The following is a 17486-nucleotide window of genomic DNA, read 5'->3' on the forward strand; positions in this document are numbered from 1 at the left end:
CGGCCAGAACCCGAATTCGTCGGCTGAGGCGGCAAGCGCACTCATCGATCTGCTCCAGAAGGCCTGAGCCCGGAGGCAGATCGGACCGGGTGGAGGCGAGACGAGCGGGCAACCTATATGCAGACAGGTTTTGTCCGTAATAGGCTGCGATATGTGAGACGAACCCCTGACGCCACCAAGGAGATCGCCGACGGCACGCTGTCGACCGGCGACGTCGGACACGTCGACGCCGAGGGCCTGTTCTTCGTCGACGGCCGCGACGACGACATGATCGTAGGAGGCCGGGAGAACGTCTATCCGCTCGAGGTGGAGACCCTCCTGACCGATCACCCCCGCATTCTCGACGCGGACGCTGTTCGCGCCCACGTCAGAGACAACCCGGCGCGGTACAAGGTGCCGCGCGACGTCGTGTTCGTTCCCGAGTTGCCGCGCCATGCGACCGGAAAAGTGTTGCGGCGACCCCTGAACGACGAGACGACCACGGGCAGGGACATACCGTGACCGCGCTGTGGTCGGACCTTCGCTCCGTCGTGGCGATGTTCGGACCGACGCGTGCCGTGGCACAGCTGCCGGCCCCGTCGGTTCCGTGGACCGAGGAGACGATCGTCGACCTCGGCGAGCGCGGCCGCCTCACCGTCCGGCACACGCCAGGCGTCGCGGCATCCACTGCAGTTCCCGTCGTGCTCCTGCATGGCATCACGCTCGTGGCGGACGTGAACTTCTTCGCGCTGGCGGGACTGTTCGGAGCGGACCGACCGGCGATCGTGTTCGACCTCCCGAACCATGGTGCGGGAATCCGCGTCGACACCTTCACCTTTGACGCTGCCGCCGATGACGTCGTCGCGGTGCTCGATCAGCTCGGTGTCGAACAGGCGGTGGTGTGCGGGTATTCGCTCGGCGGTATCACCGCCATGGTTCTCGCCGACCGTCATCCGCAGCGCGTCGCGGGGCTCGTGGTGCAGGCCGCGGCGATGCGATACGGCGTGGCGGTTCGCGAGCGGCTGTTCCTCCACTCGGTTGCCGCTGTCCACCGACTGCGGCTCGACGAGGCCACTCGCGCTTTGCCGGCCCGCTATTGGCGCGCCAGCGGGCGCACCAGTGTCGATGCCGCGGCGCGTTGGTCGTGGATCCGCAGGCAGCTGGCGATGACCGGGAGGGTCCAGCACGCGACTGTGTGGGACGCCGTCCGGCGTGCCGATCATCGGAACCTGCGATCACACGTCCCGACCGCGGTCGTGGTGCTGACGGCCGATCGCGTCTGCCCACCGCAACTCCAGCGGGAGACCGCGAACCTGTTGCACGGCCGACGCTTCGACCTCCAGGCGGACCACGACCTCCCGGTCTCGGACCCGAGGGCCTACGCGAGAATCACCGACACAGCACTACGCTGGGTCTTCGACTCCACGGCTGAGCACGACGCCGACAGCTAGCCCGTCGGGCTGCGCGCACCGGTCACGCCATCGATGCACGATCGAATACTCAACACCCCAACCCAACGCCTGATGCCACGCCTCGCCGCGCTCCGCGGAGCTCGGCGTCGAGTCCGAGGTGTCGCACTGTCGCTGTTGGACCCTCCTTCTAGAGTGTTCACAGTCGCCACAGGACCCACCGCAGGAAGGGAGCGACGATGACTTCGGCAATCGAGCATTATCTTCGTGATTTCAGCCGGTTCCAGGAAGTCACCCGGGCGATGGAACGGTCGGTGACAACACGACTCACGGAGTCCTACATCGCGGTTCACGCAGTTCAATCCCGCACCAAGGAGCCCGACTCCGCGGCGGGCAAGTTCGCCCGACTCGACGAGTTCGGGGTCCCGTTCTTCACTGACCCGTTACACGAGGTGACCGACCTCGTGGGTGTCCGGGTGATCACGTACCTGACGTCGGACATCGATCGCGTCGAGCAGGCTTTGACGTCGGCGTTCGAGGTGCGTCAGCGCGTCGACAAGACCTCCGTCACGCAGAGCGCTGGCACGTTCGGCTACGCCGGTACGCACCTGATCCTCCGCGCCGACGACGAGTTGGATTTCGAGGTACAGATCCGCACCGTGCTCCAGCACGCGTGGGCCGAGATCGAGCACGGCATCCGCTACAAAGGCTCGGGCGCCGGCCAGTCGGCACCGATCGACCGGGCGTTCACGCTCGCCGCCGGCCTCATCGAACTGGCCGACGCGCAGTTCGCCGAGGTCGACGCGCTACACAAGAGCGATCTGGCGCACGCCCGCGCCACCGAGGAGATCGAGATCTGCACGCTGCAGGAGGTGCTGACCGCAGCATTGCCCGACATCAATCCTGCGCGCGCCAACGCCTACGAATGGCTGGTCACGCTGCTGGCCGCGGACGGCATAACAGTGCGCGAGGATCTCGATGCGTTTCTCGCCGCAGCCGACGTGGAGGCCGTCATCGCGGCGATGGACTACAAGTTCGAACCCACACACGTGCGACTGGTCGACGATCTCCTGCTCGCCCGGTTCGGCGAGGACCACATCGAGCGGACGGCCACCCTGGCGTCGGACCGGGATCGTGAACCAAAGCTCCGCTACCGGCTGGGGCGGCTCACCAAGGCCTGAGAGACCCAGTGTCGAGTCAGACCCGTTCAGGTCTCTGACCCACCTGACGAACGTACAAACAACGTTCGTTTACGCCGCTATCATTTCGGAAGATTGCCCGTTTGGCGGCAACCGACGGAGGGGATTTCGTGGCCGACGCTGCTGTTCACGACACCGATGAGAACACTTTCGAGCCACCGACATCGTGGCGGCCGATGGTCTATCCGCGTCGCGGCGGCATGGCTCCGGACGTCCGGCCGATCGCCCCGGATGCCGCCGACGTGCTTGCGCAGCAAGTCGCCGAAGAGTCTGCACAGCAGTGGTGGGCGCTCTACGACGACGAGGACGTCGACGAACTGACCCTCGTGGCGCGGAAGCACCTCGCCGGCGAGCACAGCGCGGTGGGCGCGGCCGCGCTGTACCGCCTTCTCCGATGGTGGGGGCGCGACGATCGAGACACTGCAGAGCCGTGGGTGGACGGCTGGGTGAGCGGACACGGTCTGGACTTCGCGGTCGCCGTGATCCTGGAAGCAGCAGAGCTCAAACAGGATCACCGACAGATCCCCGTCGAGGACGTCAAGGTGCCCAAGGGGGTGACGACCTGGAGTTACATGTCCCACGGTGGCAGCGATGGACGGCAGTACACGTCGGAGTCGTATCTGACCCGCGACCTCGATCCCCGAGTTTTCCAGTTCCAGGGTTCGTTCAAGCACGTGATGATGCGGATGCGAAGCCTGCTGGCGGTTGCTGACAGCGACGACTACACCGCAGCAGCAGAGAGCGTCATCCCGTTGATCACGACGAACATGAGGGCCTTGATCGCGGCGTTCCTGTTCCCCGACGATCCGAGGTGGGAGGCGGCAGCACTCGATTCTCTCGATGAGATGCCCTACGGATTTCGGGATCCGCTCCTGGTGTCGACGTCATCGGTGGATCGGGTTATGGCCCTGCTGAACACGTACCAGATGGATCTGCGTTGGGTCCACGAACCCGAGGTGGTCGCAGCTGTTTTCGACGGCCTGGGTGCCGATATCGTGACGCCGCTGGTCGCTGTACTGGACACAACGGGCTACATGGGTCCGACTGATGTCGACCGTTCTCATTCGATGGCGTTGGACCTCCTCCTTCGTCTACCGTCCGACACGGCATTCGCCGAGCTCGCTCGACGCGCCGACCGAAAAGGCGTCCGTCCACACGTGTTACGAGCGTTGCGCCGCTACCCGCGCCGCGCGTTCCGCCTCCTGTTCCCCGACCACCCGTCGTTGTTCGCCGTCCACACCCGCGCGAACCCAGTTCTGGCGCGTGAGATGCGTGACGAACTGGATCCATTCGCCCAAAGGCGCATCGACACCCTGCTCACCGACCTGCCGCTCGCCACCGACCTGCCCGAGGTGCTGTCGTCTCCCCCGTGGACCCGAAAGCGTGGCGGGTCGACACTGCCGGTCGTGGACGGACTCCGTGCACCCGATCGGACCGAACTGAAGTGGCTTCCTGGTGAGCTCGAGGAACTGACGAACTCGCGCCACGACCTCTCCTACACCAACTGGACGGACTACTCGCGCTACGCGCGGCGGACCAGTCCTGACGAGGTCGGCGACTACGAGGCGATGGCACTGTTCCTCCTCGCACCAGACGAGCTCGCCCGTCCGCTTCTCGACCGTTGGACCGGCAATCTCAAGTCGCCCATGCGGGTGGTGCAGCGCTATGGCCTGGAGGCCCTTCCGTTCTTCCTGCGGGTGGCGAGGTCCCGCCCGAACGCGGCGTCGCCGTTCCTGCTCCCGTTCGTCGATCTGGAGGTCGCACGGCTACAGGCGACAGCATTCGCAACGCGCAAGAATCTCCGCAAGGACGCGCTCGCGTGGTTGCTGCGCAACGTCGACGACGCTACGGCGTTCCTCATCCCGGATGCTCTGGGATCCGCACAACCAGAACGTGATCACGCCGGCGCGGCACTGGTGGAGATGTCGCGCCACGTTGATGTCGAGAGCCTCGAGGAAATCGCGACCACTACCTACGGAGGCGAAGCCGCTGTCGCACTGCGCGCCATCCTGTTGCAGGATCCGCTCGACGTGCTGCCCAAGCGGATCCCCAAGATCGGCGACTGGCTCGATCTACCCACGCTGCCTCCGATACCCACGACGGACCGTCGAGCACGGCTGTCGGACGATTCGGTGGGGCACCTGCTGACAATGTGTGCGATCAGCAAACCCGACAACCCGTACCCGGGGGTGTCGATGGTCACCGATCTCTGTTCGCGAGAGGAGTTGGCGGCCTTCGGGTGGGAGGTCTTCGAGCGGTGGTGGGGAGCAGGCGCCCCGTCGAAGGACAACTGGGTGATACCCGCCCTGGGGTGGCTCGGTGACGACACCACGGTGCGACGGCTCGCCCCGCTCATCAGGCGTTGGCCCGGCGAGAGCGGCACCGCGCGTGCCCAACTGGGTCTCGATGCGCTCGCGGCCATCGGTACCACCGCCGCACTGGCAGAGCTGAGCGACATGTCGCGACGGATGAAGTTCAAGTCCGTCAAAGCCGGAGCGGCCGAACGGGTCGCCACCGTGGCGGACAGACTCGGACTCGACCAGGAGCAACTCGGAGACCGCATCGTCCCCGACCTCGGGCTTGATGCCGCCGGCACAATGACACTGACCTATGGCTCGAGACAGTTCATCGTGGGCCTCGACGAATCGTTGGCGCCGTCCGTGACCGACGCTGCGGGGAAGCGATCGAAGAGTTTGCCGAAACCGCGCGCAGACGATGACCCGGTTGCCGCCGACGAGGCGAAGGCACGATTTGCCGCGTTCAAGCGCGAATTGAAATCAGCTGCCACCGAGCAGATCCGGCGACTCAATCGCGCCATGGTCATCGGTCGCCGGTGGACCCGGCAGGAGTTCGACGACCACCTGTTGTCTCACCCCCTCATCGGGCAGGTGTGCCAACGACTCCTGTGGGCCACCTACTCCGAGTCCAACGCTGTCGAGATGGTGTTCCGTGTCGCCGAGGACAAGACTTTCGCCGACATCGATGACCGTGAGATCGACGTCGTCGGTGACCGCATCGGGCTGGTCCACCCTGCCCACATCCCGGACACCATCGGCGCGTGGGCCGGGATCTTCGCCGACTACGAGATCATGCAGCCGTTCCCGCAGCTGGCCCGCCCTGTCCACCGTCCACTCGACGACGACCTGGACGGACAAGGCCTGGCGCGCTTCACCGGGGTCACCGCCAGCCCGAGCCAGGCGCTTCGTCTCACGTACCGAGGATGGGAGCCGGTGTGGGACAACCCTGGTCATTGGGGGCAGGCGCTGCGGACCGAGCTGAACGAATCGATATCGGTGGTGCTCCGCCTGGATCCGGGAATGGGGATCGGCAGCCCCTACGACGGATACCCCGACCAGACACTTGTGGGCGTCGAACTGCGAGGTGGACGGCTCGACGAGGTGGACGTGGCGACCGCGTCGGAGCTGCTGGCCGACCTCTCGGGCTTCGCGTCGTGACACCGAAGCAGCAACGCCCCGCTGCGGAAACGCGGTACGCCGACGAACTCGACCGACTCAGGGCCGACGACACCGGCCCGCGACCACCGGGGTGGCAGCTCAGCCTGACCTCGGCGAGGGCTTTCATCGTCGGGGACCCCGCACGAGAGATCAGCGCGAAGTTCGTCGGCAACCGCGCGTTGATCGAACGATGCCTCGTCACCCTGGCGACCACGCGCGGACTGATGCTCGTGGGTGAGCCGGGAACAGCGAAATCCCTGCTGTCGGAACTGATCGCCGCCGCGGTGAGCGGTGATTCGACCCTCACCATCCAGGGTGGCGCAGCCACGACCGAAGACCAGATCCGATATTCGTGGAACTATGCGCTGTTGGTGGCCGAGGGCCCCTCGACACGAGCGCTCGTACCGGCTCCGATGCATCGGGGGATGTCCGAGGGCCGCCTCGTGCGCTTCGAGGAGATCACCCGGTGCCCACTCGAGGTGCAGGACACGTTGCTGTCGTTGTTGTCGGAGCGGGTACTCGCGATTCCGGAACTCCCGGCCGACGACTCGATGGTGTATGCCCGCGAGGGTTTCAACATCATCGCGACCGCCAACACGCGGGATCGTGGGGTCAACGAGATGAGCGCGGCGCTCAAGCGGCGCTTCAACTTCGAGACCGTCCACCCCATCGCCGATTTCGCCACCGAGCTCGACCTCGTTCTCGCCGAGTCGGACGCCCTGTTGAGGGCATCCGGGGTGCAGATCGGCCAGGACGCTGCCCTGATCGAACTACTGGTGACATTGTTCCGAGACCTCCGGCAGGGCCGCACACGTGACGGCGCGCCGGTCGACAAAGTGTCCGCCGTGATGAGCACAGCCGAGGCCGTCAGTCTCGCGCACGCTGCCGGCGTTCGCGCCTGGTACCTCCGGGGTGAGAAGGGTGGCGTCTCCGATGTAGTCGAGTCGCTCGCAGGAGCGGCGGCCAAGGACAACGTCGACGATCTCGCGCGCGTGCGCCGCTATGTCGAATCCACGAAGTCGACATACCGCGGAGACCTCTGGGACGGGTTCCGGGCCGCACAGCGGTTGACGCACAACGCATGAGCGTAGCGATCGTCGGCTTCCACCCGCACAGCCCGTCGTGCTCGTCGGTCGTCTCCGCCGTGATCGCCGCCTCCGCGCCGGCTTTCGTCCTCATTCAGCTCCCCGTCGAGCTGAATGCCCGTGCTCACGAACTACTTCTCGACCATGAGTTGCCGATCGCCCTGTTCAGCCATCGTCGCCACGTCGACGTCACCCATGCGTGGTGGCTGCCGCTGACCGCGTATTCGCCCGAACTCGTCGCCGCTCGAGCGGCCGTGTCGATGGGGGCGCACGTGCGGTTCATCGATCTACCCGCCTGGCACGCAGATGCCGTGGACACCGCCGACGTCACGGCATCCGAGCTCGCGTTGAGGAGGGCATCCGGGATCGGCACGTCACAGGGCCTGTGGGACCACCTCGTCGAGTCACACGATGCGGCCACACCGACCGACGAGCTCGCCCGCCGCATCGACACCTTCTTCGATCTCATCGACGACGGCCGTGCTCCGACGCCCCGCGAACTGTTCATGGCCGCGAGCGTGCGAGCCGCGGTCGGTGAGGCCGGCGATCGGCAGGTCGTGGTCGTCTGCCGTGGTGAACACCGTGCTCGCCTCATCGACGCGGCGTCCGACGGCGCCACTGGTGGTCGATGGCCCGATGTCCCCGACGCCGTCGGCGAGACCAGTTCGTATCTGGTGCCGTTCTCGTACGCACGAATGTCGGCACCGGCGCCATGGTGGTACCACCAGCTCTGGACGCATGGCCCGGAACAGGCACCCGAAGTCGCCCTCACGACCCTCGTCGAGAACCTGCGCACGCGAGGGCATCGGGTGTCGACGCCGGATGCCGTCAACCTCCGCGTCGTCGCACAGGGTCTGGCACTCATCCGCGGACGGCACGATCCTGCCCGGGTCGACCTCCTCGACGCTGCGGCGAGTGCGCTGATCAACGAGAGTGTCCCGGCGGAACTTCCCTGGCATCGCGACACCGATGCCGGCGCCGCCGCCCATCCCCTCGTCGCAGACTGCTGCAGCATCTTTCAGGGCGACGTGGTGGGGCGCCTGCACCCGGACACCCCCATGTCCGGCCTCATCCACGAGGTCGAACAGCTCATCCGGGACCTGGAACTCACCACCGGCACGGTCGACCTCGATCTGACTGATCCGTCGGAGCTCGCCCGCAGTCGAGCCCTGCACAGATTCCGTGTACTGCGGATCCCCGGGTTCGAGGTGCAGCAGACCGACGACGCTGATGCGATACATGCGGCAGGTGAGACGTGGCGAATCGATCTACGGGAACCCCGAATTGCCGCGGCAACAGAGTCGGCCGCATACGGTCCGACGGTGCAGGCCGCCTGTACCGCCGTGGTGGAGCGGCGGTGTGTGGACACCGTCGGCTTCGACGACATCGAGGCAGCGGTGGTCGACGCGGTCCTCACCGGCATACACGGGCCGTTCGCGTCGTCGGCGAACAGCGCTGTCGGCCGTACCGGCAACCCGACCGACCTCGCGCCCGGCGGTCGGCTACTCGGGACCGTCCTGGAGCTCTGGCGTCACGATCGGATCTTCGGGACGCAGGGCAACATCCACCTCGGACGCCTCGTCGGCGCGGTGACGTCACGAGTTCTCGAACTCGCATCGGCGCTGAGAGGCGCGGGGTCTTCGGAGCCCGGCCGGCCGGCCGCCATCAAGGCGGTCAGCGACGCGCAGACGTTCGCGTCGTCCGTCCTGTTCGACGACCCGCTCCCCCACCTGGTGGCGCTGGCCACCGATCCGGTGATTCCGTTCGATGTGCGCGGCGCTGCCCTCGGAGCGTGTTGGCAGGCAGGAATGTTCGATGTCTCACGCCGAGCCATGCGATCGATCGACCATCGACTCGTCGGCGACTGGTTGCTCGGATTGTTCACCGTGGCACGGGAGACGTTCGTCTCCACCGAGCACGGACAATCCGTCCTCGCCGAACTCGACGAGGTGGTCACGAGCCTGACCGATGATGCTTTCGCCGTTGCGCTCCCCTCGCTGCGTCAGGCGTTCGAGTACTTTCCGCCGAGGGAGCGTCAGATCATCGCCGAACGCATCGCTCCCCATACCGCCGGCGCGGCTGTGCATCCGGTCCCCACACCGGACGCGTCCGGTCTCGACGCCCGCGTCAGCGCGGTACTCGCCCAGATCGGTCTGCGATGAGCAACGACCGGTGGCGGTTGATCCTCGGCGAACCGTCGGCGCCGTCCCTGGGTCCGATGTCGGGTCGCGTGGCCGAACAGGACGCAGCGCTGCACTGGCTGTACTCCCACGATCCAGACCTGGCCGACCGTGGGATCCGACCGGCAACGCGGGTGACCCCACTGATGCCTCGACCTCACGGACGCAAGCAACGGCCCCAGATCGGGGAAGAGGGCACGTCCGTGTCGGCGATCACCTGGCTTGACGACATCCACCGGCTCTTCCCGAAAGAGACCGTCGAGCGACTCCAACGAGACGCCGTCGAGACCTACGAGATCACCGACGTCGTCACCGATCCCGACGCCCTGGCCCGTAACGAGCCGAGTGCCACCCTGCTTCGCGCCGTCATCCGGACCAAGCATCTGATGGATCCGCAGGTTCTGGCGATGGCCCGCGAGATGGTCGCCGTCGTGGTCAGAGACCTCGTGGAGAAACTGTCGGTCGATATGCGACACGCGCTGCACGGAACTCGGTCACGGCGTCGGACCCTCTTCGCTCAATCAAGGAATTTCGACCTCGCGGGCACGATCCGCGCCAACCTCCGCCATTTCTCGCCCGATACGCGGCAGGTGATGATCGAGAAACCGTTGTTCACCACCCGGACACGGCGACACGCAGATCAGTGGCAGCTGATACTGCTGGTGGATCAGTCGGGCTCGATGGTGAACTCGGTCATCCATTCGGCGATCACCGCTGCCTGCTTCTGGAACGTGCCCGGCGTTCGCACACATCTCATCGCCTATGACACCAACGTCGTCGACCTCACCTCCGAGGTACTCGACCCTGTGGAGCTCCTGATGGGTGTTCAGCTCGGCGGCGGCAACGACGGCGTGCGAGCCGTCGATTACGCGGCGACCCTCATCACCAACTCCCGCCGCTGCATCGTGGCGATCATCTCCGACCTCTACGAGAGCGACCCGCCACGCTTTGTTCGCAGTATTCAACGGTTGACCGATGACGGCGTGACGGTGCTGGCCCTCGCATCGCTCGACGATGCAGCCGAACCCGATTACGACCGCGACATCGGGATGAGGCTCACCCGGATCGGGGTGCACGTCGGCGCGATGACGCCGGGCGGCCTCGCCGACTTCGTCGCGGACTGCATTCGATGATGACCCGTCGAGAAGACCTGCTGTCGATGAACATCGAGGTTCTCGTCGCGCTGAGCAATCGCGGAGTCGTGAACCGCGCGATGCGCGAGATGGCCGATGCACATCCCCGCGTCGAGGAGACCGAGAAGGGGATTCGCGCGGTCTTCGAGACCGGACAGACCGTGGAGTTGGCCAACGGCTCAGCCCTGAGCGAATCATCCTGTACCTGCGGCGCGACAACCATGTGCCGCCACCGGATCGCGCTGGTCCTGGCGTATCAGAGCGGCGTCCCAGATGCTGCGCCTCACCATGATTGGTCGCCGGGAGAATTCACCGATGAGCAGTTGGCCGACACACTCGGCCGGACTGCGCTGCGCAAGGCGCACGACCACATGGCGACGGGGTACACCGCGACGGTTCACCGCGGATCGCGGGGACACCCCGAGGTCCGCGTCGACCTCCCCCACGCCACGGTGCGCTTCCTGGTGCCGGAGAACCTGGATCATGCCCACAGTTCGGCCACCCGACAGGCGGCTGCTGTCACCATCGTGCTCGCGGTGTGGGCTGCACGGCACGCCGACCACACCGGCGACGACGTCGTTCATCTCGGCGGCGACGGACCGGCGGCGTCCGGCACACAGGCGGAATACGAAGTCGCACTCGGTGTGGTGGCCTCGGTACTCGACGCGGGGGCCGCACACCTCACCGAATCTCTCCGCGCCGAACTCGAGCGCGGGCTGGTGAAACTGCGAATCGGTACTGCAACGTGGATCACCGACGCGACCGCGGAACTGCTCGACATGGTCGACGCATTGGCGCAGCGGCACACTCGATTCAGTCGTCGTCGACTGTGCGAGTTGATGGTCGAGGTGCACAACCGGGCAACGCTCGCCGGGATGGCCGAACCACCGATCGGCCGGGAGGCGTCAGGCGTGGACGTAACCCCCGAGACACCGATACGACGGACCATCTTCACCGGCCTCGGCGCCCGACATGGCGGCACCACCGAGTCCACCGAGATCGACACCTTCCTGTACGACCGCTCTGCACAGACGATCTCGGTATGGAAACGTGAGGCGTCGAGCAATCTGCGCTCCGATGGTCCCGGGACGAGGGGGTATCTCATCGCATCGGGCAGCGTGATCGCCGAGTCCGCGGTGCGCCTGGCCGGCGGGAGGCTCCGATTCTCCCGCACCGGTCCGAAGAGTCTCGCACCCCTTCCTCCCGATCCAGACGTGTGGCCGACACTCGGCAACCGCATCTACATCACCGAGTTCGCTGACCTGCGTCGGCAACTCGCCGAGCGGCCACCGAGCTTCGCGAGAAAACGGACCGTCGCGCAGTCCGTGGTCATCGTCGCGATCGCACACGTGGGCGCCGTCGACTACACACCCGGTGATCAGACGCTCCGGGCGTGGATTCACGATTCTTCAGGCGATCGCGCGATGATCGAGACGGAATACCGGCCCGAATGCGCGGGAGCTCTCGACGCGGTTGCCGATGCTCTCCGTCATCACACCACTGCCGTGTCCGGACATGTGCGACTCCGTGACGGAGAGCTGGTTGTCGATCCCTACGCGCTCGTCACCGACGGCACGATCATCGTGCCGCAACTGTTGCCCGACCCACCGTCCCGAACCATTCCCAGTGCCGTTGTTCCACAACGTGATCCGATCGTGTCGCTGATCGGAGACGCCCTCGATGTGATGGGCGAACTCGCGCAACGCGGGTTGGAGCAGCCGACGCCGTCGACAGCGGACGTCGTCGATGACCTCTCCGAGCGGGCGTCGGCGTTGAGAATGACCGACACCGTGCAATCGCTGCGGTCGGTGGCGGACAGCCTGCGGGCGGGTCCGGTCGAGGATCGTCGACATGCCTGGGTCGCCGCCGCGACTCGCTTGGTCGTTCTATCCGAGTTCCGGTGAGACTCGCGGCATCGTCCGGGGACGGGTGGATCGCCTCGAAGACGGACAGTACCGTTCGTTGGGTCGGCAACTGCCTGCGTTGTTTCGAGCAGCTACTGGAGGGCGATCCACATGATGAAACGCGCCACCCGCTCCCGCAAGGAATGGTTCAACATCGTCGTCATACTGATCTCCATCGCTGTTCCGGCGATCTTCATCGTCGGTGCGGCGCTCAATCCTGTGGACATCGGCTACTGACCGCCCGTTCAGATATGTGGTCCGCGCGGATCGAACAGCAAAATGCTCCGCTACCGGCTGGGGCGGCTCACCAAGGCCTGAGACGGTCGGTGCGGATCAGCCCGTCAATCAACGGATAGCGTCTCGGCCTGCTGTGCGACGACTCCGGCGAGGATGGTGCGCGCGGTGGCCAACAGCTCTGCGACCGCGGGAGACGTGAGCGCATAGGACACCGAGAGACCCTCGCGACGCGCTGTGACCAATCCTGCCCGGCGAAGAATGGACAACTGCTGGGACAGGTTGGCGGGCTCGATCCCGACCTCGGGGAGCATCTCCGAGACCGCGTGCTCCCGCTCGCTGAGAAGCTCGAGCACACGAATACGCACGGGGTGACCAAGGGTCTTGAAGAACTCGGCTTTCATCCGGTACAGCGGTTGCTGGGAATTCGACACGGCCGCAATCTCTTCCCGGGGCGGTTCGCATTCGATCGAATGCGAACGGAGTGAACCCCGTCTCCTCGAGGTCTGATCGGATGTTTACTTGCTAATCTTAGCAAGTAAACATCCACTGGAGGACCCATGACTGCCCGCACGCATCCAAACCCGCTGCAGTTCGTTGCTTACTGCTACGGCGGGTACACGCTGCCCACGGCAATGCGTGAGTGGGTGAGCAACGATCTCGCGGGTAAAGGAGCGGCGTTTCGCTCGGTTCTGCGCTTCACGGTGCTGGCGGTGCTGCTGGTAGCGCCATTCCTTTTGATTCCCACGACGCCCTATGCCCACGCCAGCATGACGCTGCCCATCCTCATCCCGTTCGTCTACTTCTCGGTCGCGTTGAACAAGGTGTGGCGCCGCCACCGCCTCACGATGTCCGGCTTGGATCCCGATCTGGTCGATGCACGGGCCCGGCTGCGCGATGCCGGCGAGCGCCGCGCCTATGTCGAGCGCTACGGTCCGCGCAAGTAGGCTTTTCCTGCGCCGATCACGATCGACGAAGTGCCGCGGCCGACGGTGATCAGAGATTGTCTTTTGTGTTGTCGCGCAAATACTCACGGAGATACGGGAGCGCGAAGTCGACGCCGACGTCGAGGCGGCGCTGGATGTCGGCCATCTTCGAGGGCCCGTCGTCATGAGCCATGGCCAGCAACAACGATTTGTCGATGTCGGACACCTGCTGCCGAGCCAGGTCTTCGACCGCATTGAGCATGACGCTCTTCCCGGTGGCGCGGGCTCCGGTGTAAAGCGTCACGCGCGCCGACGCGCCCGGCCCGTCTGCGAGCGCCTCGCAAACTCCTCGAGGACGGACTCACGCCGACCAGCAGCGGCGGACTGACCCCGAAACTGGCGTGGGACGGATTCGACATGCTCCCGCCACGGCACCGACCTTTAGACTCTTTTAGAGTCTTCAGACTTAGCTAGCACCGACCGGGAGCCGCAAACTCTCTCTAGCTAACCTGCGGCTCCCGGTCACCCTTCTCGGACAGACGCGGGAATGCTCGCAGTTCCCCTCGGTTCGGCTCGCCTCGAAAGCTCCGTCAGCGGGTGTCGAAGGCCCAACATCTCCGACAGGTCCTGCGCGCGCGTAGGTTGCGGGGATGCGGTACGAGGCGCCAGCCGAGCACGCCGAAGAGTGGCTACTTCAGCTGGTCGCAGAAATAATCCGATGTGAAGACTCGGGTCTGATCGACCGCCTCGCAGCGATCTGACCGCCTGCGTGCTGATTTCTTTCCGGACGCCTCGAGTACTACCGTTCGATCGTGCGGTTGGTTCGGTTTCCTCTCCGGGAAACGGACACACAGGGGGTACCGATGGGCAACATGCTGAAGGCTGACCTAGATGCCATCCGAGGTTTGTCGGACAAGCAGCACCTGAGCGCACGAGACGTACGAGCTATCGACGTCGGACCGGTGTTCGCTCCCCCACTCGCCGGACTTGCCGGCTCAGATGTGGCCGCGCAACTGTCAGCCGCCACCGAGAAGATCACCGCGGCACTGGGCGAGGTCGCCGGACGGATCGACACTCTCGCGCAGACCAATCGGCAAGCGGCCGACACAATCGGCATCGCCGATGACGCCTACGCCCACAACATCAAGGCGACGCTCAACCTGGCCCCATGAGTTCACCATCACTCGCACAGGTCCGAACCTGGAGCAGGAACAGCGCAACACTGACCACTGCCGCGCCTGCCCTCGATGGTTTCGACAAAGCAATGAACTCGCTGATCCAAGACGTTGACGCGACGATGGACAGTTGGAAAGGTAACTCTGCCAACGCGTTTCAAGCCGCCGCCGATTCCGAGAAAAAGATCAGCAGCCGGCTGGGAATGGGAATTCTCCAGATCACTGATGCGCTCAACTCCCTGGGGCCGGCGTTCGCCCACGCCTGCGAGCTGGCGGTCCGGGCAGCCGATGAGTTGCCCGCGATGGGCTACATCGTCTCCGACACCGGGATGGTGTCGGCGCCGGCCGGTGCAACAGGTGGGTTCCCGCCGGATGTCGAACTCGGGTTGACACCGGAGCAGGCCGCGCCGGTCGCCGCGACTCTTGCCGCCGGACACCAAGCAGAGCTCGCGCGCGGGCTCGCAGCTGCTGGTCAGGCGGATGCGAGCAAGAACTCCGCTCTCGCGGGCCGCGTCGACGGCGCTGACCCCACGTGGATGGATCAGCAGATCAAGTTCCAGCTGGAGACCCGACAGAAGCTCATCGATCTCATCAAGCGTCTGAACGGCGAGACGCCGTGATCGACTACACGTTCGACCGGGATGAAGTAGGGGCGGCGATCTTTAACGAGGTGTCCTGGATCGACGACGAACCGAACGCGATCGGTGCCCTTCCTCAGGCATGGCTGCCGATCGCACATCCGCGTCCGCGACGGAGCGGATCGAGTTCGCGTTGTCGTGGTGGAATCAACAGTTCGTCGACGCGTTGCCACGATTCGGTGCGTTGCTTCGATCCCAGCTGGTTGATGTTGTTCCCGCCCGACTCGACGATGAGCAAGACGTCCTCCTGTACGTGACCAAAGACGGCGACGAATTCGCGTCCTGGATCGGCACCGATCCACGCCTGTTCGGATCCGAACCAAGAACCTGGGACAAGCTGCCGATCGCGCTTCAGAGGTTCCTTCGCGAGACTCATCCGAGCCTAGGCATCAATGAGTACGACACCTGCGGTCTCACGCACCCGAGTCGACAAATCTCGATCTACGAACGCACTGGTTTCGCGGAGGCAGGCGTGGCGGCCGACAAGACTCAGGTCGGTGAATACAACGGCGAGGTTATCGATCTGAGCGACATCTACGAGCTGTCATGGGACACCGAACAGCACGACTATGTCACCTCACCCAAGTTCCAGCCGGGCGAACTAGCGTTCCTGTACGAGGCGGACTTCGAGATGGTGGATTTCTGGCCGAGCCTCGACGACATGCTGTGCATGCCGTACAAGAACGAAGTCTTCTAGTCAGCAGAGGATACCGTCGTCTGGGGAGTGAGGCTCGAAACTGTTGCTGGGTAAAGCCTTAGAGAATCGACGCCTTCTGAAAGAGGCGTTCGACGGCGCAAGATCTTGCCATTCTCGAATATATCGATCGCGGGAGGGCGTTCGTCAGCCAGCCAACCAGCCCGAGTCACTTATAGCGGCTGGGACTTCTTCGCGGTGCGCGTTGCCCTTTGGTCGACCGCTAGCGATGTACTGGTTGGAGCACTCTGATCGTTGACCGCGGGCTGATGTTGTGCGGCCCTTTCATGCATTTCGGTGCGGCGGCGCGACCACGCATCGATCACATCTCGATCAAAACCCGCGATGTCGGCGATCCCCGACTGCTCCTCAGTCACGGTCCATTCGACGCCCAAGGACTCGGAGAGACGCCGACCTCGAGCAGCGCCGCCACGTTGGCAGATCTGGGGTCGCGGCCCAAGACGAAAGCCCGCGGGACTGCGTGACTGTCTATTCGTAGTACTCGACACTGTTCGCGTTGATCTTGGCGATGATCAACACGGACGCAACCCATGTTTGGCACCAAATTGGCACCATGGAGAACTGGGGTTGCATTGAAGAGCAGGCAAAACTGGTGGCCAGAGTCGGGATCGAACCGACGACCTTCCGCTTTTCAGATGGACACAACATCAGGTGAAACTGGAAGCCCCAGGTCAGACTGGTTCGGCGACAACGAGTTAGACGTCTCAGACCACCCCGTCCGAGATTTTCGCCCCATTTTTGCCCCATGGGACCTGCCCCATCTGCCCCATCGAATTTCTCCAACAGACCCAGGACCGTTCATTCTTTAATCTTCGACGGCCGTAACGCCAGCCTCGTTAGTCAGAAGGGAAGCGGGGCGTCAACCGCATCACAGCAGCGCTCGAAGCCAGCGGATCCACCCTCACCACAATCCCCGGGGTGGGACCGATCTGCTCCGCACGGCTTGTCGCTCGTATCGGCAACCCCACCCGGTTTGCCAGCGAGGCCGCGTTCGCCTCCTACGTCGGCACCGCTCCGATCGATGTGTCCTCCGGCGACCACAACCGCCACCGACTCTCCCGCAGCGGTGACCGCAAACTCAATGCCGTCATCCATATCGTTGCCGTGTGCCAATCGCGACACCCCTCGGCACCGGAATTGAGTACTACCGCCGCAAAATCACCGAAGGCAAAACCCGCCGCGAAGCCCAACGATGCCTCAAACGTCAAATCACCAAACAGATCTGGCGAACTGTGCATCGAGACGGCACTACTACGCCGGTGCGCCTCGAAAATCCGGCGGGCGATCTCGTGCACTGACGCCGCGAGGACCCCGAAGGGGCCCTTGTGACGGTACGGGGGTCGAGCTGCACAGCAGTTGACCGATGCGCCCGGCTTTTCGTTTCCGCGTATCGACCTGCCCTGTGTGGTACTAGTGGTAGCGCAGCGCTACTACGAGTAGCTCTTCCGTGGAGG

16 protein-coding genes and 2 pseudogenes are annotated in these 17486 nt (G+C 64.8%); 15 read left to right on the top strand and 3 right to left on the bottom strand.

What is annotated here, in order from left to right; all coding sequences use genetic code 11:
• Positions 1-177: 177 nt before the first annotated feature.
• The 9 genes and pseudogenes from JHC79_RS01185 to JHC79_RS01225 form a co-directional block, all read left to right on the top strand.
• Positions 178-501, top strand: a pseudogene (locus tag JHC79_RS01185) (acyl-CoA synthetase); the annotation flags it as partial.
• On the top strand, positions 498-1430 hold the full coding sequence (locus JHC79_RS01190) for an alpha/beta fold hydrolase (RefSeq protein WP_296388045.1): 933 nt from the start codon (positions 498-500) through the stop codon (positions 1428-1430). The pseudogene JHC79_RS01185 and the gene JHC79_RS01190, both read left to right, overlap by 4 nt.
• A 197-nt stretch (positions 1431-1627) precedes the next feature.
• Positions 1628-2569: a GTP pyrophosphokinase family protein gene (locus JHC79_RS01195; protein WP_296388046.1), complete on the top strand. Its 942-nt coding sequence runs from the start codon at positions 1628-1630 to the stop codon at positions 2567-2569.
• A 194-nt stretch (positions 2570-2763) separates the two neighbouring features.
• Positions 2764-6042 carry a DUF4132 domain-containing protein gene (locus tag JHC79_RS01200; RefSeq protein WP_296388047.1) on the top strand — a complete coding sequence of 1093 codons (3279 nt, stop codon included), beginning with the start codon at positions 2764-2766 and terminating at the stop codon, positions 6040-6042.
• Entirely contained in the window at positions 6039-7127 is a 1089-nt protein-coding gene (locus JHC79_RS01205) for an AAA family ATPase (RefSeq protein WP_296388048.1), read from the top strand. The genes JHC79_RS01200 and JHC79_RS01205 overlap by 4 nt, the downstream gene beginning before the upstream one ends.
• On the top strand, positions 7124-9289 hold the full coding sequence (locus JHC79_RS01210; protein ID WP_296388049.1) for a DUF5682 family protein: 2166 nt from the start codon (positions 7124-7126) through the stop codon (positions 9287-9289). The genes JHC79_RS01205 and JHC79_RS01210 overlap by 4 nt, the downstream gene beginning before the upstream one ends.
• Positions 9286-10440, top strand: coding sequence for a VWA domain-containing protein (locus JHC79_RS01215; protein WP_296388050.1), 1155 nt, complete (start codon positions 9286-9288; stop codon positions 10438-10440). The genes JHC79_RS01210 and JHC79_RS01215 overlap by 4 nt, the downstream gene beginning before the upstream one ends.
• Entirely contained in the window at positions 10437-12344 is a 1908-nt protein-coding gene (locus JHC79_RS01220; protein WP_296388051.1) for a hypothetical protein, read from the top strand. Before JHC79_RS01215 ends, JHC79_RS01220 begins: the two co-directional genes overlap by 4 nt.
• 111 nt (positions 12345-12455) lie before the next feature.
• On the top strand, positions 12456-12581 hold the full coding sequence (locus tag JHC79_RS01225) for a hypothetical protein (RefSeq protein WP_296388052.1): 126 nt from the start codon (positions 12456-12458) through the stop codon (positions 12579-12581).
• Between the two features lie 104 nt (positions 12582-12685).
• On the opposite strand, the gene JHC79_RS01230 is transcribed toward JHC79_RS01225, so the two are convergent.
• Positions 12686-12982 (bottom strand): metalloregulator ArsR/SmtB family transcription factor, encoded by a 297-nt coding sequence (locus tag JHC79_RS01230; RefSeq protein WP_296388130.1) that lies wholly within the window; start codon positions 12980-12982, stop codon positions 12686-12688.
• A gap of 156 nt (positions 12983-13138) precedes the next feature.
• Between JHC79_RS01230 and JHC79_RS01235 the strand changes: the two genes are divergently transcribed.
• Entirely contained in the window at positions 13139-13525 is a 387-nt protein-coding gene (locus JHC79_RS01235) for a DUF5313 domain-containing protein (protein ID WP_296388053.1), read from the top strand.
• 49 nt (positions 13526-13574) lie between these two features.
• Here the strand turns inward: JHC79_RS01235 and JHC79_RS01240 are convergent, their stop codons facing one another.
• Positions 13575-13808: a hypothetical protein gene (locus JHC79_RS01240; RefSeq protein ID WP_296388054.1), complete on the bottom strand. Its 234-nt coding sequence runs from the start codon at positions 13806-13808 to the stop codon at positions 13575-13577.
• Positions 13809-14376: 568 nt separating this feature from the next.
• Here JHC79_RS01240 and JHC79_RS01245 point away from each other — a divergent pair.
• The 3 genes from JHC79_RS01245 (at position 14377) to JHC79_RS01255 (ending at position 16014) form a co-directional block, all read left to right on the top strand.
• The gene (locus JHC79_RS01245; RefSeq protein ID WP_296388055.1) at positions 14377-14676 is read left to right on the top strand and encodes a hypothetical protein; all 300 of its coding nucleotides are present in this window, start codon (positions 14377-14379) and stop codon (positions 14674-14676) included.
• A 92-nt stretch (positions 14677-14768) separates the two neighbouring features.
• Positions 14769-15299 (top strand): hypothetical protein, encoded by a 531-nt coding sequence (locus JHC79_RS01250; protein WP_296388056.1) that lies wholly within the window; start codon positions 14769-14771, stop codon positions 15297-15299.
• A 100-nt stretch (positions 15300-15399) separates the two neighbouring features.
• On the top strand, positions 15400-16014 hold the full coding sequence (locus JHC79_RS01255) for a hypothetical protein (RefSeq protein ID WP_296388057.1): 615 nt from the start codon (positions 15400-15402) through the stop codon (positions 16012-16014).
• Positions 16015-16184: 170 nt separating this feature from the next.
• On the opposite strand, the gene JHC79_RS23780 is transcribed toward JHC79_RS01255, so the two are convergent.
• Positions 16185-16520: a relaxase domain-containing protein gene (locus tag JHC79_RS23780; protein WP_366782095.1), complete on the bottom strand. Its 336-nt coding sequence runs from the start codon at positions 16518-16520 to the stop codon at positions 16185-16187.
• Positions 16521-16950: 430 nt separating this feature from the next.
• On the opposite strand from JHC79_RS23780, the pseudogene JHC79_RS23785 reads away from it, so the two are divergent.
• Both JHC79_RS23785 and JHC79_RS01260 read left to right on the top strand, forming a co-directional pair.
• Positions 16951-17097, top strand: a pseudogene (locus JHC79_RS23785) (transposase); the annotation flags it as partial.
• Between the two features lie 41 nt (positions 17098-17138).
• Positions 17139-17330: a hypothetical protein gene (locus tag JHC79_RS01260; RefSeq protein WP_296388058.1), complete on the top strand. Its 192-nt coding sequence runs from the start codon at positions 17139-17141 to the stop codon at positions 17328-17330.
• The last annotated feature ends 156 nt before the right edge of the window (positions 17331-17486 follow it).

The organism is Williamsia sp. (assembly GCF_016462415.1).
Lineage (GTDB): Bacteria > Actinomycetota > Actinomycetes > Mycobacteriales > Mycobacteriaceae > Williamsia_A.